The sequence below is a fragment of the Mesorhizobium sp. C277A genome (assembly GCF_040324395.1).
In the GTDB taxonomy this organism is placed as follows: Bacteria; Pseudomonadota; Alphaproteobacteria; order Rhizobiales; family Rhizobiaceae; genus Mesorhizobium.
In genome coordinates this window covers 1,062,121-1,087,371 of sequence record NZ_JAMYVW010000002.1, presented here as the reverse complement: position 1 = coordinate 1,087,371, position 25,251 = coordinate 1,062,121, and the positions used below count along the sequence as shown (strand labels likewise).

Genomic DNA, 25,251 nt, shown 5'->3' with positions numbered 1-25,251 from the left:
TTTCCCGTCCGCTCTGATGGCGGATTTCAGGGGAGCTTAGGGTGATCGAAACGTTTGCGCAATCGATTCGATGCAAATTTTTAGCGGGGCTTATCTCCCCCTCGAGGGGGAGATGTCGCCGAAGGCGACAGAGGGGGTCGCCGCGCGTGAAGCGCCAACCTTCCATCTGCAGCAAGGACGTCGAGCCCAGTCGCACCGACCCCCTCTGGCCTGCCGCCATCTCCCCCTCAAGTGGGGAGACTCGCGGTTTCAGCAAACTCCGCCACCAGCCCCTCATATTCCTCAAAGGCCGGCAGCGCCTCATAACTGTGCACCGCAGGCGTCGTCGCCCAGGGCAGCTTCTCTCTGGTCCATGTCTCGATGAACGGCGTGAACCAGCCGGGCTCGTCGAGCATGGTCGGACGCAGATTGACGAACCAGTCGAGCCCTTCGGGGCGCGTGAACATCCAGCTCATGCAATGTGGGCAGAAGAAATGTTTCGAGGCGCCGTGCAGCCCGCCGATCACCGGCTCGCCTAGCGTGATCTCGAAGCCGTCGGAGCGAATGGCGGCGCTTAGCGAATAGGCGCTGGCCGACATGGTCTGGCAGCCGGTGCAATGACAAGCCATGGTCAAAAGCGGCTTTGCGGAAATCTTGAGCCGCACGCGTCCGCAGCGGCATCCGCCTTCGGCCGGCAATTTCAGGGTTGGCACGGCAGTCTCCCACTCTTCGAAGCGCGGTGCTTCAGTCGCCGGTCAGCGCCTTCGTCGTCACCAGCGTGACGCCGGCATCGGTGAAATCAGCATTGTACCGGGCGATGATCTCGGTCGCGGTTTCGCCTTCAGTGTCCAGCGTCGAGTGCGCATCGGAAACGACAGTGACGCCGAGGCCCTCGGCCAGGGCGCCCTTGACGGTGCCGGCGATGCAGAAATCGGTTTGCGCTCCGGCGAGCACGACTTCGCCGGCCCCCTGCCCGGCCACCCAGGCGCCAAGCTCGGCATTCGAGAATGCGTTGCGGACGGTCTTGGAGAATGTCGGCTCGTCCTTGGCCTGGCCGAGTTCCGGCCATACCGGCCAACCCGGCTCGCCCGGCGCCAGCGGATCGCCGGCCGGCCCGTCATGCCGCACGAACGCGATTTTTCGCCCGCTGCGCCGTGCCCAGTCGATCAATGAGCGGGTACGCTCGGCTATGCCCGGCGCATCATGGATCGGCGGCTCGACGCGCCCGTCGAACATGTTGGTCTGGAGATCGATGACGATGAGGGGAGCGAGGTTTGGCATGGCGAGAAGATAACGCGGGCGATGGGAGGGTCAAGACGGCGAAGCTGCTGATCTCCCCCTTGGGGAGATTACATGTACCTCACCCGATTCCACCCGCGACCACGTAAGCACCAGCCGTGCGTCCATCCTCCAGCCGTATGACGGCCGTAACGATCGAGCCGTAAGCGCCTCGCCACACACTGTGCATTCTTTCGTGCTCGCCGGCGGGCACCAGGATGCGACCGTGAAAGCTTGTGCCGCTGCGCCGCAGAGCGACCGGTTCGCCATTGACGTGAACCTTGACGCCAGCGGTCTCCGCATCGAGTTCAACCGTCACGGCGATCTCGGCCTGGTCTCCTCGCCGCGTCGTCTCGGCAACAAGCGTAAGCCTCGGCGCCGGCGCATCGCTGGCCCGCAATCCACCAGGCCGCCCCGCAAACACATCGTCCGGCAATTCCGGCGTGCGCGGCGGGCTGGTGCGGCGTTGGGTGGCGCGCTCGTAATCGCCGGCGAGCCGCAGCAACTCCGCATCATCATAGGCCTTGCCCGCAAAGGTCAGCCCGACCGGCATGCCGATATCGGCCATCGTTCCCATAGGCACGGTGACGGTCGGAATGCCGAGATGACGCCACACCAGATTGCCGTTGGCAACCCAGGTGCCGTTGCGCCAGGCGATTGCTGCAGAGGTCTCGTTGACGTCGGCATCGGCCGGGCCGACATCGGCGACCGCCGGCAGCACGACGGCGTCGAGCCGGTTCCCGTCCAGCCAGTCCTCGAAGTCGATGCGCCGCGTCGCCTCCAATCCCTTCAGACCTTCCGCCAGCGTTGGAATATCCAGCAATGGCGTCACGCCCTGTTTGGCGCGTGTGACATAGTCCGCCAGATCGAAACCGTCATCGCCATAGCGGTCCGGCAGCGCGCCCGGCGGCTGCGGGAAAATCTTTGGGCCGTCGACCGCAGCCAGGTCGGGGACCACCGGATCGGCATTTGCGCGCAGGAAATCGTCCCAGCCCCAGATGCAGAGATCCCAGATTTCGCGCTCTGCAAAGGCTTCCGGCACCAGCCCGCGTTCGACCATGGTTTTTGTGCCCGGACGGTCGCGCTCATAGTTCGAGACGACGGGGAAATCGACCTCGACCACCTCCGCGCCGAGCTTTTCCAGGTCACGCGCCGCCTGCCGCCAGAGGTCGAGCACCGAGGCGCGGGTCTCGATGGGTTTGGGCGCGCCGCCGTCGCGGCCAATATACATTTTCGGCACGCCGAGGCGTTTGCCTTGTAATGAGCCTTGCAGTTGGAGCGCAGTGTAGCTCGGCGGCCTGAGAGCAGCGCTTTTCGCGATCGACACCCAAGGCTGCACACGCCAGAAATCGCCGCGCGTCTCCGCATCGTCGGCGACGATCACATCCAGCAACTCCAGCATGTCGGCAATGCCGCGCGTGTGCGGCACCACCACATCCATGGTCGGCACCAGCGGCCAGTTGCCCCTGACCGAAATGACGCCGCGCGACGGCGTGTAGGCGACAAGTGCATTGTTGGACGCCGGCGCGCGGCCGGAAGACCATGTCTCCTCGCCCAGCCCGAAGGCGGCGAAGCTGGCGGCGGTGGCCGTGCCCGAGCCGTTGGACGAGCCGGAAGCGAAGGCGGCGGTCAAATAGTCGGCATTGTAGGGGCTCTCGGCGCGGCCATAGACGCCACGCTGCATGCCGCCATTGGCCATAGGCGGCATGTTGGTCAGCCCGATCAGCACAGCACCACCGGCCCTCAGCCTGGCAATGGTGAAAGCGTCCTCGTTGGCGACGAGATGCTCGAAGGCGGGCGAGCCGGCGGCCACCGTCAGGCCCTTCACCTTATAGCTGTCCTTGGCGGTGTAGGGGATGCCGTCGAGCGGCCCGAGGGTGGCACCATTGCGCCGCCGCAGGTCGGACGCCGCCGCCTCCTCGAACATTGCCGGGTTAAGCACCGGCACGGCATTGAGCGCGATGCCATGGCGGTCGTAATGCGCGATGCGCCTGAGATAAGCGCCCACCAGCTCGACGCTGGTGACGGTGCCGGCCTCCAGCGCCCGGCGCAGGTCGGCGATCGTGGCTTCGACGAGCTGGAGGTTGGGCATGGGATTCTCGAGATGCAGCAGCAAATGAGTCTTCGCATCGTGCGATGCGAGTGTCACGCCTCAAACGGAAGGTGTGACGGCGACGCTGCTGATCTCCCCCAAGTGGGGAGATGGCCGGCAGGCATAAGTGGCCTCCGAAATTGACTGATGAAAGACAGTTTTGGTATCCGCTGCCGATGTCCATTGTATGACACGACCTCACCGACATCATCGGCGTTGCCTGACCCTGAGCTCACAGCGTCTTGCTGTCGAACTGGCCTTTTTCCTTCATCATTTCGAGGAAGGTCCTGGCCTCGGCGTTTCCGTGGCTTGCCGATGTGGAAAACCACTTGGCAGATTCCGGATAGTTCGGCTTGCCGCCGATCCCGGTGTAATAAAGCTTGCCAAGGTTGAGTTCTGCTTCGACATTTCCCGCCTTGGCTGCCTCCAGCAACCAGAATTCGGCGGATTTTTCATCCTTGGCTATCCCTCTGCCGCGGGCATAGGCAACAGCCAGGTACAGTTCAGACGAAACGTCCCCCTGCTTTGCGGCCTTGAGCCACCACGAAACGGCATCAGCGTCGCTCTGAGTCAGTCCGGCGCCCGTCCAATATGCAAGGCCGAGGTTCGCCTGCGCATAGGCGTCTCCCCGGCTCGCCGCCTTCAGCCACCAGGACGATGCTTCGGCATCACTTGTGGCAATGCCCTTGCCCGTAGCATAGGCAAAGGCCAGCGCAGACTGCGCCCGGACATTGTCCTGTTCCGCCGCCTTGACCAACCAGGCGAACGACTGGGCGTCGTCCTTGCCGATGCCTTTTCCCAATTCATACGCATTTGCTAATGAGTATTGCGCTTCCGGCACACCGGCGATCGCGGCTTTCATCCACCATTCGAAGGCCAGGCGGTCATCCTGACCGACGCCGTGACCAAGCGAATACAGCGTGCCCAACAAAGACTGGGCATTCGGCTCACCCATGTCGACCGCCTTTCGCACCCACATCACGGCGAGCTGATCGTCCTTCTCGACGCCTTCACCGAGATAATAGGATCGACCGATGCAGTAGGCAGCTTCGGTACTGCCGCCATCGGCTGCCTTGCGCCACCAGGAGAGAGCTTGCTCATAGCTTTGCGGAACACCTTGGCCCTGCGCGTACAGGGTGCCGATGGCATAGTAACCATTCGCGTTGCTCTTGTCGGCCGACTGTGTGGCAAATTTTAACGCCAGTTGGTCGTTTCTTTCGACACCTCGGCCATGGGAATAGGCCTGAGCGAGCAAGGATGCCGCATCTGAATTTCCTTGCTCGGCTGCTTTGCCCCACCAGTAGGTCGCCTGCCTGTCATTTTGGGCAATACCCTGGCCACGCCAGTACAATAATCCCAGATTGTACTGTGCGTCAGCATTTCCCATGTCGGCCAGCACGGAGATCTGATCGAATTGCTCGCGATAATCCTTTGCCAGGACAGCCGCTTGAATCTTCTTAATGGCTGACCACTGCACATAGTAATTTCGGCCAGGACCGAGCAGCACAAAAGCCGCCAGCAACACCAGAACGACGGTAAGGACCCCTCGGCGACGCGACTTGGGCGGGCTGTAGACAGGTGTATCCACTTTGGGCGCCCAGTCGTTGTTGCTCACCGTCCCCAATCCATTTGCAGCCACCAGTAATCCATAGCGCAAGCCAGGCTGTTCTGGAATATCCAAAGCATTTGATGTCGCTACTGCGGTGCGCCGGCGAACAGGATTTCGCCATCGCCGCCAGCCGCCGGCCAATCCCTGATGGTGCGATCGTCGCCGCCGGTGAGCAGCGTGCCGTCGGTGGCGAAGGCAACGGCGTAGATCGGGCCGGTGCGGCTGTCGAACATGGCGGTCTGGCCGCCGGTGCCGACATCCCACAGCCGCGCCGTGCCGTCGAGCGAGCCGGAGGCCAAGCGCTTGCCGTCGGCCGACAGCGCCAGCGTATAGACGGTGCCTTCGTGACCCTCGAAGCGGCGCAATTCCCTAAACGTGTCGAGGTCCCAGAGCTTGATCGTGTAGTCGCCGCTGCCGGTGACGACATGATGGCCGTCGGCGGTGAAGACAGCGCCGTAAGTGCCCTGCTCGTGGCCGTGCCAGCTTCGCAATTGCTTGCCGCTTTCGACGTCCCAGAATTTCAGCGTGCCGTCGATGGAGCCGCTCAGCGCGCGCGTGCCGTCGGGCGAGATTGCGACCGTGCTGATCGGCCAGTCATGTCCGGTCATCACATGCAGCACCGATTTGTTGACGAGATCCCAGACGATGACGTTGCCGGTGTCGTGGCCACTGACGGCGCGCTTGCCGTCCGGGCTGATCGCCAGCTTACGCACGCCGCCATTCGCGCCCGACGAGAAGACATGCAGCACCGCGCCGTCGGCAAGCTTTCGCAGCACGATCTCGCCATCGTCGCCGGCGGTCAGCGCGGTTGCGCCGTCGGGCATGAACAGCGCCGTGCGCGCCATGTCCTTGTGTTCACCAAGGTTGCGGATCAGCCGCTTGCCGGCGATGTCCCAGAGCTTGATCATATGGTCGGTGCTGGCGCTCATGATGTCGCGGCCATCGGCCGAGACGGCGAGCCAGACGACGGCGTCGCGATGGCCGTCGGGCTCGGTCGGCAGCGCCGGCGGAGGCGGCGGCAACGGCGCGACGGTTTGCGGTGGCGGTGTCGCCGGAGCCGGCGGTGGAGCAGTCTCCGGTGGCGGTGTCGCCGGAGCGACTGCGACTTGTGGCGGCCGAGGGGGAGCAGCCGGAGGCGTAGGCTGCGCCGGTTCCGGCGGTTTGGCAGCCTGCTCAGGCGGGGTTGGCTCGGGAGGCGTGGCGAGCGGCGGCGAACTCGGTGGAACCGCCGGCGTCGCCAGGTCCGGTGGGACGCCGGCGATATCCTGGCCCTTCGGCTCGGCTTTGGGCTCCCTCGGGGCGACGACCTCAGCGCCCGGGCCGGCGTCACGCGCCCAAGGGAAGTGGTCGGCCAGCAGCGCCAACACGGCGAGCACCGGCAACATGAGGAAGGCGCGCCGCCAGCCTGGGCGACCCTTGGATTCCATCTCGGCGTCGCGGCCAAAAAGCGGCGTTCCAGCAGGCTGGCTTCGCCGACCCGGCAGCAGTCCGGCCCAGAACAACAGGGCGCCAAGCAGGCAAAGCCCGCCGACGGTCAGGAACACCACCGGTCGCAGCGTGGCTGGGCCGTGCAGCATGTGGTCGATCCCGCTCCAGCTGAAATCTCTGTCGCCGAGCAGCAGATACGCCCGCACCAGACAAGCCAAAGCGGCCGCCAGCAGCGGAAGCGCAAACAGCCTTTCGGCCAACCTGTCCATCGGACTCCCCTCCGGTGCCGCACCTTGCTCATCATGCGGCCGCCGCAGCGAAACAAATAGCGCAAAACTGCGCCCACGAAAGTGGGCGCGATCACGCAGCCAAATTCACTTCAATTCGACCCATACCGGCGCGTGGTCGCTGGCGCCGTCCTCACCTCTGACATCGCGGTCGATGCCGGCAGCAGTGAGGCGGCGCGCCAGTTTCTTCGACAGCAAGATGTGGTCGAGCCGCAGCCCGGCATCGCGCGGCCAGCGGTTGCGGCGGTAGTCCCAGAATGTGTAGAGCGTTTCCTTCGGATGCTTCTTGCGCAGCGCATCGGTCCAGCCCTGCTCGAGCAGACGCTGGAATGACGCCCGGCTTTCCGGCTGCACCAGCGCGTTGTCGTCATAGGAGCGGGTGGCGTAGATGTCGCGCGGCTCGGGCACGATGTTGTAGTCGCCGACCAGCGCCACCGGCAGGCCGGTGTCGAACAGTTCTGCGGCATGCGCCTCTAGCCGCGCGTGCCACGCCAGCTTGTACTGGAATTTCGGCCCCGGCTGCGGGTTACCGTTGGGCGCGTAGAGACAGGCGATGACGACGCCCGACACCGCCGCCTCGATGTAGCGGCTCTGCTTGTCGGCGGTATCGCCGGGCAGTTCGTCACGGGTCAGCACCGGCTCGGCTCCTCGCGCCAGTATGGCTACGCCGTTCCAGGTCGGCTCGCCCTTCCACACCGCGCCATAGCCGGCGTCGGCCAGTGCCGTGCGCGGAAACTGCAGGTCGCGCGCCTTCAGCTCCTGCAGGCAGACGACATCGGGCTTGGCTGCCGCCAGCCACGCCAGCAGGTTTTGCAGCCGGCTGTTGATGTTGTTGATATTGAAGGTGGCGATTTTCATTTGGCGATCAGGAAACGATCCGCCCTGTCCACGCCTTCACCGTCCCGGCCAGCGTCTTCAAATGATCGGCGGTCGAAAACCCCGACACGCTCTTGCGCGGCTTCAGGTCGTGGTCGCCATCCTCCAGCCAGATCACCTCGATGGCTTTGGAAAGGCCGTAGGTCGCGACCTCTTCTTTCGTGCCGAACTCGTCGCGGGTGCCCTGGAAGATCAGCGTCGGCGTCTTGAGGTCGGCGAGATGTTTTGTCCTGAGTTGCTCGGGCTTGGCCGGCGGATGAAAGGGATAGCCGAGGCAGACGAGGCCCGAAATCTCGCCCTTGGCGAACATCTCGTCGGCGACCATCGAGGCGACGCGCCCGCCCATCGACTTGCCGCCGATGATGAGCGGACCAGCGACGCCCCTCGCCCTCAGATCGGCGATGGCCTTGATGTATTCCGGGTTGACCGTCTCGGCGCGCGGCGGCGGCTTGCGCTGGCCATAGCGTCGCGCCGCCATATAGTGGAATTCGAAGCGCGCAACCTGGAAGCCGGCTGTGGCGAGCGCCTTGGCGGTGTCGGTCATCGAGGGGGAATCCATCGACGCGCCGGCGCCGTGGGCCAGCAGGATGGTGAGGGGGGCGGTGTAATTGCCGTCGAAGAGGAAGGTGGTCATGGGGTGCGCTGCCGGTAAAGGCCGAGTTCCTTCGCGCCCCCCTCTGTCCTGCCGGACATCTCCCCCTCAAGGGGGGAGATTGGCAGTTTCAGCGCCTCACGGACCTCGCGACGATAGTGATTGGCGAAAGCGATGGCGACACCCAATCTCCCCCCTTGAGGGGGAGATGGCCGGCAGGCCAGAGGGGGGTGCTCGCGCGCCAACATCTCACCCCGCCGTCCGCGCCGTCTGCAGATCCACGAACTGTATCCCCTTTTGCGCCATCCGCGCCCACTCGGACTCAGCATCGAGTTTGAGATAGCGCACCCAGTTCCGCCGCGCCTCCAGTAGATCCCCGGCGTCGAATTCCAGTCGGGCGAGGTTGAACACTGGATCGGCATAAGTCCTGTCGAGCGTGATCGCCTTTTGCAGATGGCGGCGCGCAGAAGGCACCTTGCCCTGCTCACTCATCAGGCCGGCGAGGTTGAACCAGGCCTCGACGAATGCGGGATCTAGCTTGATCGCGCGGGCGTAGTCGTGCGCGGCCTCACTGACACGCCCTGCGCCGCGCAGGCAGTTGGCGCGGTTGAAGGCGGCGATGGCGTCGCTCGGATCGATGGCAAGGCAGCGCTGGTAAAGGGCCGCCGCCTGCTCGTGATCGCCCTGTTCCTCCGCGCTTTCAGCCTCGGCGAACAGGTCCTCCAGCGTGTCGTCGCCGGCTGCACTGCCGAGATCAAACAGCAGCTGGCCGTCGAGTTCGCTCTGGCCGCCTTCGAGATAGATCGCACCGGGCCGGCCATGCTGCGAGCCGACATTGAGCGATTTGGCGGTGAGCGAAGCGACCGGACCGGAGCGATGCACGGAGCGCGCGATCGCGCCCCAGGATGCACCGCCGGCGACCAGCCCGGCATATTTGCGGGCAAGGATCAGATCGCGGAACGAGTAGGGTTCACAATCGTGCTCGAAGGCGTCGAACAGGCTGAGCAGGTCGAGGTCGGCACCGGACAGTCTGGACTGGTCGACGAGAGACTGCCTGGACAGCGAAGACGCCTCCGGCGCCTTCATCAGACCAAGCAGGCGCAGGAAGCCATTTTCGCTAAGGAGTGTTCGGCCAGCGGAGCCCTCGGCTGCAACGCGGCGCTCGATCTCGGCATCGCCGCCCTTCGCCGTGCCGGCCTTGGCGATCAGCGTTCGGCCGAACACAACATGGCTGGTGCGCCTGGTGACGCCGCGCCGCAACTGGCCGTGCTGACGCTCCACCTCACGGGCCGCGAGCCGCAGCGGAAATGCCGCCAGCGCGCCGATGGCGCCGAAGACGGCGCCCAGGATTATACCGGTAGGCGCCGTCACCCCTTGCTCTTGCCGACGGCCTTGAGCAGATTGGCCTTCAACGGGTTTTCCTTGGCCGCACCCGCCTTACCCTTGGCGGCAGGTTTTTCAGCGTCGTCGGCCTTGCTCTTCGACTTGGCCGGCGGCTTGGCTGATTGCGACAGGCTCGCCTTCAACGCGTCCATGAGGTTGATGACATTGCCACGCTCGGGCGCCGCCGCAATGATCGGCTTATGGCCCTTCAGTTTCTCGCGGATCATCGTCATCAGCGCGATCTCGTAGCGGTCCTCATAATTCTTCGGATCGAAGGTGGTTTCCTTCTGCTTGATCAGCGCTTCGGCCAATTGCAGCATTTCGGGATCGGGCTTGCCGGCAGGGATGTTGCCGAAATATTCAGCCGTGCCGCGCACTTCGTTCGGGTTCCTCAAGGTGCAGACGAACATGCCGTTCTCGCGCGCGCCGATCGTCACCACGCGCTCTCGGCTGGACAGGACAAGGCGGGCAATGGCCAGCTTGCCGGATTTGCGCATGGCCTCGCGCAGCACGGCGAAGGTTTCTTCCGCCATGGCGCCATCCGGCGCCATGTAGTACGGCGCATCCTGATAAATGACGTCGACCTCGTCTTCGTCGACGAAGGCCTCGATGTTCATCGTGTGATTGGATTCGATGCGCACTGCTTCGAGGTCGGCCTCATCGATGATGATGTACTGCTTGTCCTCGTATTCGTAACCCTTGACCAAGTCCGCGCGCTCGACGAGGCCGAGTTCAGGGTCGACCGGCTTCATGTTGATGCGGTTGTGGGTCTTCTTGTGCAATTGGTTGAACGATATGCGCTCGCTGGTCGTCGTTGCCGGATAGAGCCGGACCGGACAGCTGACGAGGCTGAGCTTGAGGTAACCTTTCCAACTTGCCCTGGGCGCCATGATACTCTCCTACGCGGCCACGCACTGACATTTCAGACTGAGCATGATCTTAACCGAAAACCGGTTCCCACGTTTCGGGATCATGCTTACTGCAGCGCTTCGTCCAAAGGACGAATGGTGCTGCGGAAATCCTACACCGGCCCCAAACATACCGGCAAATTCCTGACGAAACCTTCCAGGTGAGCTGGAGGGCACCGACGGAGGATAATTCAAATTGTCCGCATGGTCGATGGACTTGGGGAAGTAAGTCATGCCGGAGGGACAGCACCCCCCTCTGTCCTGCCGGACATCTCCCCCGCAAGTGGGGAGATTGGCAGCTTCAACCTTATCGCTCCTCTTGCAAGGTTTGCGATTGGCGAAAGCAGAGGCGACATCCGATCTCCCCCCTTGCGGGGGAGATGTCCGGCAGGACAGAGGGGGGTGTGCCGGATCGCCAACACCTCCCGATCTACTTCCCCGAAAACACCGGCAAATCCCTCGCGAAATCCTCCATGTCCGCCCAGGGGTCGCCCGAGGTCGCCAACAACCCCGGCAGCGAGGAATAGTTCAGATCCTGCGGCGCATCGATCGTCTCAAGGTCGCTCCAGCTCACCGGCGTCGACGCCGGCAGGTTGGTGCGGGCGCGCAGCGAATAAGGCGCCGCGGAGGTGTGGCCGCGCGCGTTGCGGTGATAGTCGATGAAGATGCGGCGCTTGCGGTTTTCCTTGCCCATTGTGGTGGTGAAAGTGTCGGGCGCGGTGGCCGCCAGGTGCGTGGAGATGGCGCTGGTCGCCTGGTGCAGCTTCTTCCAGTTCTGCTTTTGCGTCACCGGCACGGTTATGTGGATGCCGCTGCCGCCGGATGTCTTGGCGAACGGCACCAGGCCGAACCGCTCCAATTCGCCCTTGATGTGGACGGCGGCCTCGACCACCTCGCGCCAGGCGATGCCCTCACCCGGATCGAGATCGAAAACGATCTGGTCGGGCTTGTCGAGGCTCAAGCGATGCGTGCCCCAGGTGTGGAACTCGACGACGCCGAACTGCGCCAGCGCCAGATAGCCTTTTGCTCCCTCGACCGACAGACAGGATTTGGTTTCACCTTCGGAGTTGGTGGCGTCAAAAGTGACCACCGACGGCGGCATGCCGGTGAAGGCGTGGCGCTGGAAGAAACAGTCCTTCGGCAGGCCCGTCGGGCAGCGCACCAGCGACACCGGGCGGCCCATAATGTGCGGCAGCATGAAATCGCCGACCAGCGCGTAATAGACGGCGATGTCGAGTTTGGTCGGTCCGGTCTTGCCGAACAGCCGCCGCTCCGGATTGGTCACCCAGATGGTTGCGAGATCGGCTTCGGCGATCAGTCGCTTGCGCTTCGGCGACACCGGCGTCGACAGGCCGACATCGCGCAAGCCCCGAAACACACCGTGGCGCAGCGAATTGTCCGCCGTGCGGTTGGCGTAGTGGATGCGGGCCGACAGCATCGGCCGCACCCATTTCATCTCGCGCATGATCTCGCGCGGCACACCCTCGGGTGCTGTCGCGCCGTCGCGCAGCGGCTGCAGCCGGGCCAGCAAGTCGCCCGCCGTCGCGGCATCGAAGCCGGTGCCAACCTTGCCGCGATAGTGCAGTTCACCATCCGCGAATTCAGCCATGCCGATTGCCGCCAGTCCTTCGGCCGCGTCGGAAACGGTGTAGCCGGCGATGATGAAATCGCCGGTCTCCAGCGCCTTGACCTTGGTCCAGGTCTTGGTGCGGCCGCTCTGGTAGATGGCGTTGGCGCGCTTGGAGACGACGCCTTCCAGCCCAAGGATCGAGGCCTGATCGTAAAGCCCCTGCCCGTCGCCTTCGACATGGTCGCTCAGCTGGATGGCGGAGTTGGCGCCCTGCCCGGCTAGCAGTTCGGCGAGCAAGGCCTTGCGTCTTGCGAGCGGCGCCTTGCGGAGGTCCCAGCCGTCGAGATGCAGCAGGTCGAAGGCATAGAAATGGAGCTTGCTGCTCGCACCCGCCGACAGCGCATCCTGCAGCAGCGCGAAACGCGAGATGCCCTTCTCGTCCAGCACCATGATCTCGCCGTCGATGATCGCCTGGCTGAGCGGTAGCCGGGAAAAGGCTTGCGGCAGGTCGCCGTAACGCTTCGTCCAGTCGATGCCGCCGCGGGTGATCAACCTGACCTCGCCATCTCCGACATGCGCCATGGTACGATAGCCGTCGAATTTTATTTCATGCAGCCAGAGTTCACCTGTGTCTTCCACCGGCCCGCCCGGCGGTTTCGGCACCTGCGTGGCGAGCTGCGGCTCGATGCGCGACGGCGGATCGCCCCTGACCGCACCGGACAACGCGCCGGGTTTCAGCGCGCCGGGCTTGGGCGGCAGGCGGGCCGGCTTCCTCGGCGGCGCCACCAGCTCCTCGATCCGCTTGCCGGACTTCACGCTTTCCGGCCGCGCTTCCAGGATGTCGAGGCCGGTATCGGCGGCGAGATCGCGCTCCTTGAACAGCAGCCAGTTTTTCTTCTCGCTGTCTTCGCCGGGCTTGGGCTTCAGACGGGTCAGCATCCAGCCGCCATTCAACTTGTCGCCGGCCAGCCGGAACTTGAAGGCGCCGGTGCGCAGGCTCTTGTCGACATCGTCCATCGGTGCCCAGGTGCCGGTGTCCCAGACGATCATCGGCCCGCCGCCATATTCGCCTTCGGGAATGACGCCCTCGAAGTCGATATATTCGAGCGGATGGTCCTCGGTCTCGACTGCAAGCCGCTTGTCGGCCGGGTTGAGCGAGGGCCCGCGCGGCACCGCCCAGCTTTTCAGCACGCCGCCGACCTGCAGGCGCAAATCGTAATGGTCGGCGGTGGCGTGATGCTTGTGGACGACGAAGCGGTTGCCGTCGCCTGAAATGAGCCCGCCCGCCGGTTCCGGCGTCTTCGTAAATTCGCGCTTGGCGCGGTAGGCCTTGAGTTTTGGCGGGGTTGGCATGGGTCAGGCGGGAGCGGCGGCGGCGGACGAACCTTCCCTGCGCCGCGTTCCTGCACAGTGCTGTCCCGCCAACATTTCAGATTTCCCAGCGTGGTGCGAAGAATGTGGAGATCACGCTCAATCGTCTGAGGCGGGCGTCAGGTCTAGCTCGGCCGGGGACAGCCCTTGTTGGAGCTGGCTCAGCCGGAACTCGTCGACCCAGTAGGCCTCGCCGTCGACCAGCACGCGGGCCGAGTAGACGCCGCCGGAAAAGCTTTGCGCGGTGACGTAGACCTTGTGGCGGTCGAGCGCCTTGCGCACCGCGGCGCGCTTGGAATTCTGGCTGGTGACGGAACTGGCCATGGCTCACTCATACACAAGACCGCAAGACATGGCGGCGGCATAAGGATGCTGGAGATCGGCCGCTCTGTCAATTTTGACCGCCTGCTTCTGGCAGCGCTACGATCCGACGGCAGCAAAAAACCGCTGCGCCTCGGCAGCGGACTTTGCAATGGCGACGACAATATTCGGTTAGTGGTCCGAAGGAATTATGAGCGCGGTGACGCGAGAGCTGCTGACGCCGGTTCAGCGTCGGCTTCTCGTAGATCTTCTTCATTGGTATCCCATGGCCCCCAATGGCCGCCGGCAAAGGCGCTTGCGGCTGGGTTTTGTCAAGGGAAGCGCTGTTCTTCCGCCGAACAGCTATGGAAACTGGAGGAGCGGCCGCTATAGTTTTCCTCAGCCCCAAGGAGAACGGCAATGACCCTCAGCACCCGCAAACTCGGCAGCCAGGGGCTGCAGGTCTCGGTGATCGGCCTCGGCTGCATGGGTATGAGCCAGTCCTACGGCCCTGCCGACGAGGCGGAATCGATCGCTACCCTGCACCGAGCCATCGAACTCGGCTGTACCTTCCTCGACACGGCGGAAGTCTACGGCGCCTATGCCAATGAAGAACTGCTCGGGCGGGCGCTGAAGGGCCGGCGCGATGAGGTGACCCTTGCCACCAAATTCGGCTTCCGCATCGAAAACGGCAGACAGGTCGGCACGGAGCGTGACAGCCGGCCCGACCATATCCGCGAGGCGCTGGAGGGCTCGCTGAAGCGGATCGGCACCGACCATGTCGACCTTTATTACCAGCATCGCGTCGATCCGGCGGTGCCGATGGAAGATGTCGCCGGCACGGTCGGCCGGCTGGTTGCCGAGGGCAAGGTGCGCTTCTTCGGCCTCTCGGAAGCGGGCGCGGCGAATATCGGCCGTGCTCATGCCGTGCACCCTGTGTCGGCCCTGCAGAGCGAGTATTCGCTTTGGGAGCGCAATCTGGAGCCGGAGATCATCCCGCTGCTCAAAAAGCTCGGCATCGGCCTGGTGCCGTTCGCGCCGCTCGGCCGCGGTTTCCTCGCCGGCGACGTCAAGCGCGCCGAGGATTATCCGGAAGGCGATTTCCGCCGCGGCGACCCCCGCTACCAGGGCGCCAACTACGACGCCAATGTCGCGGCTGCGGCTGCGGTGCAGGAGGTGGCCGCGGCCAAAGGGGCAAAGCCCGCGCAGATCGCGCTGGCCTGGGTGCTCGGCAAGGGCGACGGTTTCGGCATCGACATCGTGCCGATCCCGGGGACAAAGCGGCGCAAGTATCTCGAAGAAAATGTTGCTGCGGCCGCGATCACGCTCGACGCGGCCGAGATAGCTGCGCTCGACGCAGCCCTTGCGCCGGGCAAGGTCTCAGGGCCGCGCTACAATGAGCGGGTGATGACGACGATCGATCGGTAGAGGCGTCTAAGCTGCCAATCTCCCCCCTCGTGGGGGAGATGCCTGGCAAGGCAGAGGGGGGCGCGAAGGATCGCCCGCATCAAGTATTCTGCGTAGAGGTTAGCTCAAAGATGTAAGTGAAATTGGCCAATGTCGGCGGGACAGCGCCCCCCTCTGTCCTGCCGGACATCTCCCCCACAAGGGGGGAGATTAGCAGTTTCAGCCCCTCGCCTCACCTTGCGTAATCGATTTTCCTTGGCTAGCATCCCTGGGTCGGCGCCGTGCGGAGGAGAACGTTGCGGCGGACCGGCTGGAGCGCCTCGCGTCCCTTCGGGGCGTTCACAGGACACTCCATTTTTGAATTGACGCAAGGACCGTCCCGAGCCGCTCCCGGTTTCGGGCTCCTGCGTTCATGTGGAGGATATCTGATGAACAGACGCGAATTCCTGTTGTCGACGGTGGCGACCGGCGCCATGGCGCTGGCCGCGCCCATGGCCTTTGCCGCCGACAAACTGACCATATTGGGCTCGGTGCCCAATCTCGGCTTTCCGTTCTTTGTGCACATGCTGAACGAGATAAAGGCGGAGGCGCAGGCGCAAGGCGTCAACCTGACCGAGAGCGACGGCCAGAACTCGGCGCCGAAGCAAACCGCCGACATCGAGGCCGCACTTGTGCAGAAGGTCAACGCCATCGTGATTTCGCCGCTTGACGTCAACGCGCTGGCGCCGGCGATCGAGGAAGCGGTCAAGGCCGGGGTTCCCGTGGTCACCATCGACCGCCGCGTCGACGGCGTCGAGGGCATTCTGGCCCATGTCGGCGCCGACAATGTCAAGGGCGGCGAGGCCGAGGCGCAGGCCATGGTGGCGGCGTTCCCCAACGGCGCCAAGCTGTTCCATTTGCAGGGCCAACCGGGTGCCGGACCCGCGATCGACCGCAACAAAGGCGTCCACAATGTGCTCGATCCGCTCAAGGACAAGTACCAGATCATCTTCGAGCAGACCGCTAATTTCGCCCGCGCCGAAGCGCTGTCGGTGACCGAGGCCGGGCTTGCCGCCAACGGCAAGCCGGACGCCATCATCTGCGCCAATGACGACATGGCGCTCGGCGCGCTCGAAGCCTGTGCCGCCCGCAACTTCACCGACGTCAAGATCTACGGCTTCGACGCACTGCCGGAAGCGCTGGTCGCTGTGCGCGACGGCAAGCTCGCCGGCACGGTCGAGCAGTTCCCCGGCGAACAGTCGCGCAAGGCGGTGCAGATCGCGGTCGCCTTCGCCAGGGACAAGACCGAGCCGAAGGAGAAGCTGGTGCTGTTGACGCCGATCGTCATCGGCAAGGACAATCTCGACAAGGCGGAGAGGTTGAACGAGACGAAGTGAGAGTAGGGCCCATGACGGGTGGAGGTCGCGCTCTGTCGCGCCCCCCTCTGTCCTGCCGGACATCTCCCCCACTTGGGGGGAGATTGGCCGTCACGTCTGCTTTCGCCAATCGCCAACGTTATAGAAATAGTGCTGCCGGCAAAACTGCTGATCTCCCCCCGTGTGGGGGAGATGTCCGGCAGGACAGAGGGGGGCGCTGTCCCGCTGCCTATCGCAATCCGGGAGCAATGCTTGTCCGCCGTTGAACCCGCCGCATCATCGCCCCCGCTCCTTTCCGTCGAAGGCGTGACCAAGCATTTTTCCGGCGTCACCGCGCTCAGCGACGTTTCGCTCGAGGTGCGGCCCAGTGAGATCCTTGGCCTGCTCGGCGAGAACGGCGCCGGCAAGTCGACGCTGTTGAAAATCCTGTCCGGCGTGATGCCGCCGTCGAGCGGCCGCATCGTCTTCGACGGCGCCGACTACGCGCCGTCCAGTCCGCAGGATGCGAAGCGGCATGGCATCGTCACCATCTATCAGGAACTGAGCCTGATCCCGACGCTGACGGTTGCGGAAAACATTTTCATCGGCCGCGCGCCGCTCGGTCCGCTCGGGCTGGTCAGCTGGCGCAGGATGGAGGACGCGTCGCGCGCGATCATCGCCCGCGTCGGCCTCGACATCGATCCGGCGACGCCGGTGTCGTCGCTCTCGGTCGCCGAACAGCAGCTGGTCGAAATCGCCCGCGCTCTGTCGCTGGAAAGCCGCCTGATCATCATGGACGAGCCGACCTCGGCGCTGACCGAGACTGAGGTGCAGAAGCTTATGTCGATCATGGACAGGCTGCGCAAGGACGGCGTGGCGATCATGTTCGTCACCCATCGGCTGGAAGAAGCGTCGGCGATCTGCGACCGGATGACGGTGTTGCGCGACGGCAGGCTGGCCGGCCATCTCGACCGTGACGGCCAGCCGATCCAGATTCCAAAAATCATCGAGAAGATGGTCGGCCGCGCCGCCTCCGAGCTCTACGCGCGGCCGACGCAGCGCGATGTCGCCGGCGAGGTCAGGCTCTCGGTGCGCGGGCTGCGGACGGTACGCGACCCATTGGCGCCGCACGCCATCGTGCTCGAAGGCGTCAACCTCGATCTGAAGGCCGGCGAAATCCTCGGCGTTGCCGGGCTCGTCGGTTCCGGCCGCACCGAGCTTGCCCGCGCCATTTTCGGCGCCGACCGCATCGCGGCCGGCACGATTGCGCTCGACGGCAAGCCGATCGCCCCGGCTTCGCCCGCCGACGCCATCAAACTCGGCATCGGCCTGGTGCCGGAAGACCGCAAGCACCAGGCGATTTTTGCAGCACTTGGCATTCTCAACAATTTCTCCATCGCCTCGCTCGGCCGCTACAGCAATGGGGCCGGCTTCATGGCCGAACGGCGCGAGCGCGAGGCGCTGGCCGGCTATCGCAAGGCACTGTCGATCCGCATGGCCTCGCCCGAGCAGGCGATCGAGGGCCTGTCCGGCGGCAATCAGCAAAAGGTGATCCTGGCCCGCTGGCTGGCGCGCGACCCGAAAGTACTGATCGTCGACGAGCCGACGCGCGGCGTCGATGTCGGCGCCAAGGCCGAAGTGCACCAGATCCTGGTCCAGTTGGCTGCGCGCGGCATCGCCATCATGATGATCTCGTCGGAACTGCCGGAGGTGCTGGCAGTGTCGGATCGCATCGTTACGATGCGGCGCGGCCGTATCACCGGCGAAATGCCGGGCATCGAAGCGACCGAGGAAAAACTGATGGAACTGATGGCGCTCGACCGCAAGCAGGACGCAACGCAATGACCAGCACCACCGAACAGACCCAGCGCAGCGGCATTAACATCGCGCGGCTTCTGATGAGTTTTGGGCCGCTGATGTTCCTGGCGGTGTTGATCGTCATCTTCACCGTGCTGAAGCCGAGCTTCATCGATCCAATCAACCTGTTCAACATTTTGAGGCAGATCTCGATCACCGGGCTGATCGCGCTCGGCATGACCTTCGTCATCCTCACTGCCGGCATCGACCTGTCGGTCGGCTCACTGCTCGCCTTCTGCGGCATGGTGGCCGCGGTGGTGGCCAAGGGCGGCACCGCCAACACGCTGTCGCTGTCGACCACGGGCACGCAAGGATATGGCTGGTTCGCCGCCTTGCTTGCCGCCGTCATCGTCGGGGCGCTGGCCGGCGGCGTCCAGGGCTTTGCCATCACCAGGCTGAAAGTGCCGCCCTTCGTCGTCACGCTGGGTGGGCTCACCGTGTTTCGCGGCCTGACGCTGACCATCTCCAATGGCGGACCGATCTCCGGTTTCGACGCCTCGATGCGCTGGTTCGGCACCGGGCTCATCGGACCGGTGCCGGTGCCGGCGATCATCTTCGCGGCGGCGGCCATCCTGTGCCACATCGTGCTGCGCTATACGCGCTACGGCCGCGCCGTCTATGCCGTCGGCGGCAATGCCGAGGCCGCACGCCTGTCGGGCCTGCGCGTCGACCGCATTCTGATCTCGGTCTATGTCATCGTCGGCTTCTTCGCCGGGCTGGCCGCCTTCGTTTTGTCAGCACGGCTCAACTCCTCCGAAGCCGTGGCCGGCATCGGCTACGAGCTTACGGTGATTTCGGCCGTGGTCATCGGCGGCACCTCGCTATTCGGCGGCATCGGCTCAGTCGGCGGCACGGTGGTGGGCGCAGCACTGATCGGCGTGCTGCAGAACGGGCTGCAGTTCAACAATGTCTCGTCCTACACACAAAGCATCGTCATCGGCCTGATCCTGATCCTCGCCGTGGCCTTCGATCGTTGGCTGAAGTCGCGGGTGAGGCGGTGAGGATTCAGGCCATGGTTCAGATCAGGGCGATGACCGAGAAAGATATAGCGGCGGTGTCGCGGCTGTTGGGGGAATCCTGGCGGCGCACCTATTCGGCAATTATGGGGCCAGAGACCACTGCGCGGCTCTCGGACGACAAGCATGCGCCCGAGCGGCTGGCCGAGGAACTTGCGGACGACAACAAGATGTCGTTCGTGGCCGAACGGCCGGACGGTTCGATCGCCGGCTACGCGATGGCGGCGATGGACGATCGTGGCGATGTCCTGCTCGACCGGCTGCACATCGACAAGACAGAGTTCGGCAGCGGGCTCGCCACCGACCTGCTGCACGCGGTGCTTGTCGCGCATGCCGGCATCCCCAGCATTGCGCTGGAAGTGATCGAGGGCAACGACCGGGCGATCGCCTTCTATCGCAAGCACGGTTTCGAAGTGGTCGAGCGCCACACGGCCGCGCACGGCGTTGGCGGCCACGCCTCGCTGATCATGCGCCGGCTGCTGTCGAGGGCGTAAGGGAATGGAATAGGCCGTAGGGAATAGGGGAATAAGGTGGCGCAGACCGATACCCTACGCCTACGGCCTACTGCGCCACCGCCTGGTGGCCGTCCTCGTCGTCCGGCATATCGAGGATTTCGATCAGCCGCGCCACCTTCGTTCCCGGCAAGGGGCGACCCTCGTTGACCAGGGCCTCGTCGGCACTGAGCCAGGCGAACGCCTCGCGCAGTTCTTCAAGGGTGGCGCCGGTCAGCGCGATGTCGGCTATGACCGCCTCGTCTACCGGCCCCAACACCGAAATGATGTCGTTGCGTGTCATGGTCACCTCCATGCTAAGTGCCGGCCGGTCGTCGAGATGACGCCGAGACCCGGCCATCCAGCCAACGGATTGCGAGTAAAAACCGCCGACAAAGCAGAATCTGGGTCTTCTTTTCGACTAAGCAAGGTGAACGCGCGCGCCTTTTGCCGTCAAGCAGCCGAGTGCGGATCGATGCTGTAGAGATGCACGGGATAGCCGGGACCGATGGCGTCGCGCACCCGGTCCGTCCAGGCGAGGACCGCCGGATAAGCCGCCAGCGCAAAGCCGCAATCTTCGGCACGGTGGCCGTAGGCATAGACAGCAATGTCGGCGATCGTGAGCATGTCGCCGACAAGGAACGGCGTGTCGTTCAGGCTGCGCTCCAGCGCTGCCAGCGTGCGGGCGCCGGCTTCGCGCTTGGCCGGAAGCATCGCCTGGTTGCGCTCCAGCCTTCCGGCCAGCGTCCAGAAGCGCAGGGAGCCGATGACCGGCTCGACATGGTACTGTTCGAAGAACAGCCATTGCATAACTTTCGCGCTGACATAGCGATCCGCCGGCAGCAAGGGCGTGCCTTCGGCAAGATAAATGAGGATCGCATTCGATTCGGCGATTGCACGGCCATCCTCGAGTTCGAGCACAGGAACGGCGCCGGCCGGGTTGAGCTTCAGGAAGGCGTCGGTGTGGCTCTCGCCCTCGAAAATCGACACCAGGCGGCTTTCATAGGGGATGTTGAGCAGGCCGAGCACGACCCTCGCCTTCCAACCGTTTTGCGACGGCAAATAATCATGAAGCGTGAGCATGGCTGTCCTTTCGCTGGGGTCGACGCCTGATTTGCACGGTGCCACGATACCAGCCACCCGAATCCTGCAATGTGTACGCGCGAAAACAGATAAACTATACGCATGTAAAGTTTTATTGACTTCGCTGTATGTGCGATTTACCCGATAAACACTTGCGTCGGATAACTGCGCGGGCAAGCAATCAGTCTGCGTGTGAGAGGAATCGCAAGCATGAGCCTTTCGCGCCGCAGCGAGATCGCCGCCGAGGCCGTGGGGCCAACGATCGTCGCCGGCGAAATCCTGGTCGAGATCATGGCGACGGAACGGGGTTTCGGCTTCCTCGAGCCGCAAACGCTCGTCGGGCCATTCCCCAGCGGTGCGCCGGCGATTTTCATCGATCAGGTTGCGCGGCTGGGGGGCGGCGCCGGCATTATCGGCTGCGTCGGCCGCGACGATTTCGGCACGCTCAACCTGGACAGGCTGGAGCTCGACGGCGTCGACGTCTCAGCCGTCGATATCAGCGACCGCTTCCCGACGGGATGCGCCTTCGTGCGCTACCGGCCCGATGGTATCAGGGACTTCGTCTACAACATCGCCGAATCCGCCGCCGGGCAGATCCACCTGACCACTGCTGCGCGCCTGCTGGCGGACAGGGCCGGCCATCTGCATATCATGGGATCGACGCTGTCGGTGGCAGGGCTGAAGGAGATCGTCAGCTACGCAGTGCAGGCGGTTCGTGCCCGCGGCGGCTCGACCTCATTCGACCCGAATGTGCGCAAGGAGCTGATCGACGGCTCCGACGGCGCACTGTTTTCCGCACTCATCGACGATGCCGACCTGCTGCTGCCGTCCGGCGACGAATTGCTCGCTACGGCGGGCGTCGATGACGAGCATCAGGCGGTGGCGGCGCTGTTTGCCAGGGGCGTCGGCGAGATCGTGCTGAAGCGCGGTGCTGACGGCTCTTCCTGGTTCGGCGCCGACGGCGCCAGGATCGACTGCGCCGGTTTTCAGGTCGACGAAGTCGACCCCACGGGCGCCGGCGATTGTTTCGGCGCCACCTACCTGACCTGCCGCCGCCAGGGGATGGAGCCCGGCAAGGCGCTGCTTTATGCCAATGCCTCCGGCGCCCGCAACGTCACCCGGCGCGGCCCGATGGAGGGCGTCACCAGCTTCGACGGACTCGATCAATTCATCAAGGGAACAGCGAGATGATGGCCAATCCCCTTGCCGGTCTCGCGGCGGCCCGCCGGAACGGAGCACCCTACGGCATCACCTCGATCTGCTCGGCTCATCCCCTGGTGATCCAGACAGCGATACGGCGCGCCGTTGCCGACAGGGAGAAAAACCTGCTGATCGAGGCAACCTGCAATCAGGTCAACCAGTTCGGCGGCTATACCGGAATGACCCCGGCGCTGTTCGTCGCCTTCGTGCTGGAGATCGCCTGCCGCGAGGGGCTGGAAGCCTCGCGCATCATCTTCGGCGGCGACCATCTGGGACCGAACCCGTGGCGCGCAGAGCCGGCGGCGCAGGCGATGGACAAGGCCGAGGCCATGGTCGGCGCCTATATCGCGGCCGGCTGCACCAAGATTCATCTCGACGCATCGATGGGCTGCGCCGGCGAGCCGGCGGCGCTTGACGACGAGACCATCGCCACCCGGGCGGCGAGGCTGGCAAAGGCGGCCGAAACGGGCGCGCACGCCGCAGGCAGCACCTTGCCGGTCTACATCATCGGCACCGAAGTCCCCGCCCCCGGCGGAGTCGACCATCCGATCAGCGAGTTGAAGCCGACCGAGGCGGCGGCGGCGCGGCGCACGATCGAGGTTCACCGGGAGATCTTTGCCCGCGAAGGCCTGTCCGAGGCCTTCGGCCGCGTCATCGCCGTGGTCGTGCAGCCGGGCGTGGAATTCGGCAGCCAGAACGTCGTCGCCTACGCGCCCGAGAAATCCAAGGGCCTGACCGGCTTGCTCGATGAGCAGCCGTCGCTCGTCTACGAGGCGCATTCGACCGACTACCAGAGCCGTGCGGCTTTGACCGCGCTGGTCGCAAACGGCTTTCCATCCTCAAGGTCGGCCCCGGCCTGACCTTCGCCTTGCGCGAGGCGCTTTACGGGCTCGACCTGATAGCATCCGAAATGATCACGGATTATGGCGACCGGTCGCTCGCCCGGACCATGGAAGGCGCGATGCTGGCAGCACCCGGCCATTGGCACAGCCACTATCACGGCAATGAAGCAGAGCTCTATGTGCAGCGGCATTACAGCTACAGCGACCGCATCCGCTATTATTGGAGCAACTCCACCGCTGTCGCGGCCGTCGAGCACCTGCGCAAGGCGCTGGACGGGGTCGCCATTCCCGAAACGCTGATGCGGCAATTCCTGCCGGCGCTGCCGGCCGAACTCGGGCCGGCGGGCAATCCCGAGGCTATCCTTCTCGAAGCTGTCGATCAGGTGCTGGCCGACTATGACGCGGCCTGCCGTGGGACCTGAGGCATTGCGCCGGGTTGATCTTTGCCTCAGCCCAGTGTCTCTGACGTTTCCATGAAACCAGCCATGTTCTTTCTCCTGTTCGCGGCCTCCCTGCTGGCGTCGCCGGCACGTGCCGACTGGAAGCCGGTCGAAAAGGTCGAGACCTACGCCATCGCAGGGAAGACCGCCCCGGAACTCTATGCCGCGATCGGCGAAGCCGGCCCCTTGCTCGGCAAGGGTCGGGTCATTGCGCACACCAATTTCAAGCTGACCTGGACCAGAGACTACAGGCCGCAAGGCGACGCCTGCGTGCTCAAATCGGCGCGCCCGAAACTGATCATCACCTACACCTTGCCAAAGCCGGCCGAACCGTTGCCGGCTTCCGTCCAGAAGAACTGGACGGTGTTCATCGCCGGGCTCGCCGCCCACGAGAGAGTGCATGGCGCAGCCATCGCCGAGATGGTGCGCAAGATCGAGGCGGTGAGCGTCGGCCTGACCGTTACTGATGACCCCGGCTGCAGCAAGATCAGAACCGAGCTGACGAGGCAACTCGTCCAGATCTCGCTGGCACAGCGGCAGGCGAGCCGCGACTTCGACCGGGTCGAATTCGGCCCCGGCGGAAACCTGCAAAAGCTGGTGCTGGCTTTTGTGAATGGGGGGTAGTTTGCCGGTGTGCCGTTCATTGCGCCGGGTGTTTCGAACGACAAGAAAACCGTCCGCATGGCCGCTTTACAGGCAGGCTTGGTAGCGCTACCGTCTGATCGTCGCGCGACCTGTTGGGGGAATGGGAGACGGTCGCCAGGCGGGAGAGGAGCGGTTTCCTTCGGGGCGTCGCAAGAAGCATTCGGGAGGAGATCGATGGCGTCTGTCGCGATCGGCGACGTTTACAAATCGTTCGGGACCGTCGAGGTCCTGCACGGCGTCAGTGTGGATATCGACGACGGCGAGTTCGTCACGCTTGTCGGCCCGTCGGGTTGCGGAAAATCGACCCTTCTCAGGATGATCGCCGGCCTGGAAAAGATTTCTCGGGGCGAGATCGCGATCGGGGATCGGGTCGTCAACAACGTTGCGCCGAAAGAGCGCGACGTTGCCATGGTGTTCCAGAACTACGCGCTCTACCCGCACATGACGGTCGCCGAGAACATGGCGTTCTCGCTCATGCTCAAAGGTGTTTCGAAGGCCGATTGCGCTACCAGCATTCAGCGCGCCGCCGAAATCCTCGGGCTGGTGCCATTGCTGACGCGATATCCGCGCCAGCTTTCCGGCGGCCAGCGCCAGCGCGTCGCCATGGGCCGGGCGATCGTGCGCGATCCACAGGTTTTCCTGTTCGACGAACCGCTCTCCAATCTCGACGCCAAGCTCAGGGTGCAGATGCGCGCCGAGATCAAGGAACTGCACCAGCGGCTCAAGACGACGACAGTCTATGTCACCCACGACCAGATCGAGGCCATGACCATGGCCGACAAGATCGTGGTCATGCATGACGGCATCGTCGAACAGATCGGACCGCCGCTGGAGCTCTACGACAGGCCCAACAATCTCTTCGTCGCCAGTTTCATCGGCTCGCCCGCCATGAACCTGATCAAGGGCGAGATCGTCACCGACGGGTCTCCGTCCTTTCGCGGCGCGGGGGGAATTTCCGTGCCGCTGGCCGGCGCGCCGGCCGTTGGCAACGGTCATCCGGTGGTGCTGGGAATACGGCCCGAGCATTTGCGGCTATCGTCCGACCAAGGCATTCCAGTCACCGTCGCGGTCGTCGAGCCGACCGGGTCGGAAGTGCAGCTCATCGGCCGCACCGCCGGCGGGGACGAGATCGTCGCCAATTTCCGCGAACGCCATGCCTTCACACCGGGCGAAACCATACGGCTCACTGCCGCGCCTGGCCTGATTCATCTCTTTGACGGCAAGACCGGAACACGATTTGAAACGCGTAATGGATGGTAAGGA

Annotated in this window: 21 protein-coding genes and 1 pseudogene; 9 read left to right on the top strand and 13 right to left on the bottom strand. The window is 64.3% G+C overall.

The window, feature by feature from the left end; all coding sequences use genetic code 11:
* Nucleotides 1-227: 227 nt before the first annotated feature.
* From NKK52_RS05350 to NKK52_RS05300, 11 genes are all read right to left on the bottom strand, one after another.
* Nucleotides 228-692: a GFA family protein gene (locus NKK52_RS05350; protein WP_031204511.1), complete on the bottom strand. Its 465-nt coding sequence runs from the start codon at nt 690-692 to the stop codon at nt 228-230.
* 31 nt (nt 693-723) lie between these two features.
* A complete protein-coding gene (locus tag NKK52_RS05345) occupies nt 724-1,260 on the bottom strand; it encodes an isochorismatase family protein (RefSeq protein WP_023685909.1) in 537 nt (178 codons plus the stop codon).
* Nucleotides 1,261-1,339: 79 nt separating this feature from the next.
* A complete protein-coding gene (locus tag NKK52_RS05340) occupies nt 1,340-3,349 on the bottom strand; it encodes an amidase (RefSeq protein ID WP_031204510.1) in 2,010 nt (669 codons plus the stop codon).
* A 232-nt stretch (nt 3,350-3,581) separates the two neighbouring features.
* The gene (locus NKK52_RS05335; RefSeq protein WP_155922508.1) at nt 3,582-4,964 is read right to left on the bottom strand and encodes an SEL1-like repeat protein; all 1,383 of its coding nucleotides are present in this window, start codon (nt 4,962-4,964) and stop codon (nt 3,582-3,584) included.
* An 80-nt stretch (nt 4,965-5,044) separates the two neighbouring features.
* The gene (locus tag NKK52_RS05330; RefSeq protein WP_352515048.1) at nt 5,045-6,655 is read right to left on the bottom strand and encodes a WD40 repeat domain-containing protein; all 1,611 of its coding nucleotides are present in this window, start codon (nt 6,653-6,655) and stop codon (nt 5,045-5,047) included.
* Between the two features lie 105 nt (nt 6,656-6,760).
* Nucleotides 6,761-7,531, bottom strand: a complete 771-nt coding sequence (locus NKK52_RS05325) for an exodeoxyribonuclease III (protein ID WP_023685879.1) — start codon at nt 7,529-7,531, stop codon at nt 6,761-6,763.
* A gap of 7 nt (nt 7,532-7,538) precedes the next feature.
* Entirely contained in the window at nt 7,539-8,183 is a 645-nt protein-coding gene (locus NKK52_RS05320) for an alpha/beta hydrolase family protein (RefSeq protein ID WP_023685880.1), read from the bottom strand.
* 207 nt (nt 8,184-8,390) lie between these two features.
* The gene (locus NKK52_RS05315; RefSeq protein ID WP_023715150.1) at nt 8,391-9,512 is read right to left on the bottom strand and encodes a tetratricopeptide repeat protein; all 1,122 of its coding nucleotides are present in this window, start codon (nt 9,510-9,512) and stop codon (nt 8,391-8,393) included.
* On the bottom strand, nt 9,509-10,414 hold the full coding sequence (gene ku / locus NKK52_RS05310; RefSeq protein ID WP_023685883.1) for a non-homologous end joining protein Ku: 906 nt from the start codon (nt 10,412-10,414) through the stop codon (nt 9,509-9,511). Before ku ends, NKK52_RS05315 begins: the two co-directional genes overlap by 4 nt.
* 448 nt (nt 10,415-10,862) lie before the next feature.
* The gene (gene ligD / locus NKK52_RS05305) at nt 10,863-13,355 is read right to left on the bottom strand and encodes a DNA ligase D (protein ID WP_023685884.1); all 2,493 of its coding nucleotides are present in this window, start codon (nt 13,353-13,355) and stop codon (nt 10,863-10,865) included.
* Nucleotides 13,356-13,472: 117 nt separating this feature from the next.
* Entirely contained in the window at nt 13,473-13,697 is a 225-nt protein-coding gene (locus tag NKK52_RS05300) for a hypothetical protein (RefSeq protein WP_023673483.1), read from the bottom strand.
* 396 nt (nt 13,698-14,093) lie between these two features.
* Between NKK52_RS05300 and NKK52_RS05295 the strand changes: the two genes are divergently transcribed.
* From NKK52_RS05295 to NKK52_RS05275, 5 genes are all read left to right on the top strand, one after another.
* Nucleotides 14,094-15,101, top strand: a complete 1,008-nt coding sequence (locus tag NKK52_RS05295) for an aldo/keto reductase (RefSeq protein ID WP_023685885.1) — start codon at nt 14,094-14,096, stop codon at nt 15,099-15,101.
* 407 nt (nt 15,102-15,508) lie between these two features.
* The gene (locus NKK52_RS05290; RefSeq protein WP_023673481.1) at nt 15,509-16,456 is read left to right on the top strand and encodes a substrate-binding domain-containing protein; all 948 of its coding nucleotides are present in this window, start codon (nt 15,509-15,511) and stop codon (nt 16,454-16,456) included.
* A gap of 171 nt (nt 16,457-16,627) precedes the next feature.
* Nucleotides 16,628-18,259 carry a sugar ABC transporter ATP-binding protein gene (locus NKK52_RS05285; protein ID WP_502902989.1) on the top strand — a complete coding sequence of 544 codons (1,632 nt, stop codon included), beginning with the start codon at nt 16,628-16,630 and terminating at the stop codon, nt 18,257-18,259.
* Entirely contained in the window at nt 18,256-19,272 is a 1,017-nt protein-coding gene (locus tag NKK52_RS05280; protein ID WP_023685887.1) for an ABC transporter permease, read from the top strand. Before NKK52_RS05285 ends, NKK52_RS05280 begins: the two co-directional genes overlap by 4 nt.
* 11 nt (nt 19,273-19,283) lie before the next feature.
* Nucleotides 19,284-19,781 (top strand): GNAT family N-acetyltransferase, encoded by a 498-nt coding sequence (locus tag NKK52_RS05275; protein WP_023685888.1) that lies wholly within the window; start codon nt 19,284-19,286, stop codon nt 19,779-19,781.
* Nucleotides 19,782-19,848: 67 nt separating this feature from the next.
* On the opposite strand, the gene NKK52_RS05270 is transcribed toward NKK52_RS05275, so the two are convergent.
* Together NKK52_RS05270 and NKK52_RS05265 are read right to left on the bottom strand one after the other, a co-directional pair.
* Nucleotides 19,849-20,082: a hypothetical protein gene (locus tag NKK52_RS05270; protein ID WP_081726147.1), complete on the bottom strand. Its 234-nt coding sequence runs from the start codon at nt 20,080-20,082 to the stop codon at nt 19,849-19,851.
* A 149-nt stretch (nt 20,083-20,231) separates the two neighbouring features.
* Nucleotides 20,232-20,861, bottom strand: coding sequence for a glutathione S-transferase family protein (locus NKK52_RS05265; protein ID WP_023685890.1), 630 nt, complete (start codon nt 20,859-20,861; stop codon nt 20,232-20,234).
* A gap of 210 nt (nt 20,862-21,071) precedes the next feature.
* Here NKK52_RS05265 and NKK52_RS05260 point away from each other — a divergent pair, with 210 nt between their 5' ends.
* The 4 genes and pseudogenes from NKK52_RS05260 to NKK52_RS05245 all read left to right on the top strand — a co-directional run bounded on the left by NKK52_RS05260 (nt 21,072) and on the right by NKK52_RS05245 (nt 25,248).
* A complete protein-coding gene (locus NKK52_RS05260; RefSeq protein ID WP_023685891.1) occupies nt 21,072-22,052 on the top strand; it encodes a tagatose kinase in 981 nt (326 codons plus the stop codon).
* Nucleotides 22,052-23,325 (top strand): annotated as a pseudogene (locus tag NKK52_RS05255) (D-tagatose-bisphosphate aldolase, class II, non-catalytic subunit). Before NKK52_RS05260 ends, NKK52_RS05255 begins: the two are co-directional and overlap by 1 nt.
* Nucleotides 23,326-23,376: 51 nt before the next feature.
* Entirely contained in the window at nt 23,377-23,967 is a 591-nt protein-coding gene (locus NKK52_RS05250; protein ID WP_023715145.1) for a DUF922 domain-containing Zn-dependent protease, read from the top strand.
* A gap of 195 nt (nt 23,968-24,162) precedes the next feature.
* Nucleotides 24,163-25,248: an ABC transporter ATP-binding protein gene (locus NKK52_RS05245; RefSeq protein ID WP_023685895.1), complete on the top strand. Its 1,086-nt coding sequence runs from the start codon at nt 24,163-24,165 to the stop codon at nt 25,246-25,248.
* Nucleotides 25,249-25,251: the final 3 nt, after the last annotated feature.

Bases quoted from the DNA above. Each gene is read 5' to 3' on its own strand.
- ku (WP_023685883.1), bottom strand. From the start codon at position 10,414: ATGGCGCCCAGGGCAAGTTGGAAAGGTTACCTCAAGCTCAGCCTCGTC.
- NKK52_RS05330 (WP_352515048.1), bottom strand. From the start codon at position 6,655: ATGGACAGGTTGGCCGAAAGGCTGTTTGCGCTTCCGCTGCTGGCGGCC.
- NKK52_RS05295 (WP_023685885.1), top strand. From the start codon at position 14,094: ATGACCCTCAGCACCCGCAAACTCGGCAGCCAGGGGCTGCAGGTCTCG.
- NKK52_RS05345 (WP_023685909.1), bottom strand. From the start codon at position 1,260: ATGCCAAACCTCGCTCCCCTCATCGTCATCGATCTCCAGACCAACATG.
- NKK52_RS05320 (WP_023685880.1), bottom strand. From the start codon at position 8,183: ATGACCACCTTCCTCTTCGACGGCAATTACACCGCCCCCCTCACCATC.
- NKK52_RS05270 (WP_081726147.1), bottom strand. From the start codon at position 20,082: ATGACACGCAACGACATCATTTCGGTGTTGGGGCCGGTAGACGAGGCG.
- NKK52_RS05265 (WP_023685890.1), bottom strand. From the start codon at position 20,861: ATGCTCACGCTTCATGATTATTTGCCGTCGCAAAACGGTTGGAAGGCG.
- NKK52_RS05325 (WP_023685879.1), bottom strand. From the start codon at position 7,531: ATGAAAATCGCCACCTTCAATATCAACAACATCAACAGCCGGCTGCAA.
- NKK52_RS05260 (WP_023685891.1), top strand. From the start codon at position 21,072: ATGAGCCTTTCGCGCCGCAGCGAGATCGCCGCCGAGGCCGTGGGGCCA.
- NKK52_RS05300 (WP_023673483.1), bottom strand. From the start codon at position 13,697: ATGGCCAGTTCCGTCACCAGCCAGAATTCCAAGCGCGCCGCGGTGCGC.
- NKK52_RS05285 (WP_502902989.1), top strand. From the start codon at position 16,628: ATGTCCGGCAGGACAGAGGGGGGCGCTGTCCCGCTGCCTATCGCAATC.
- NKK52_RS05275 (WP_023685888.1), top strand. From the start codon at position 19,284: ATGGTTCAGATCAGGGCGATGACCGAGAAAGATATAGCGGCGGTGTCG.
- ligD (WP_023685884.1), bottom strand. From the start codon at position 13,355: ATGCCAACCCCGCCAAAACTCAAGGCCTACCGCGCCAAGCGCGAATTT.
- NKK52_RS05280 (WP_023685887.1), top strand. From the start codon at position 18,256: ATGACCAGCACCACCGAACAGACCCAGCGCAGCGGCATTAACATCGCG.
- NKK52_RS05245 (WP_023685895.1), top strand. From the start codon at position 24,163: ATGGCGTCTGTCGCGATCGGCGACGTTTACAAATCGTTCGGGACCGTC.
- NKK52_RS05250 (WP_023715145.1), top strand. From the start codon at position 23,377: ATGAAACCAGCCATGTTCTTTCTCCTGTTCGCGGCCTCCCTGCTGGCG.
- NKK52_RS05290 (WP_023673481.1), top strand. From the start codon at position 15,509: ATGAACAGACGCGAATTCCTGTTGTCGACGGTGGCGACCGGCGCCATG.
- NKK52_RS05340 (WP_031204510.1), bottom strand. From the start codon at position 3,349: ATGCCCAACCTCCAGCTCGTCGAAGCCACGATCGCCGACCTGCGCCGG.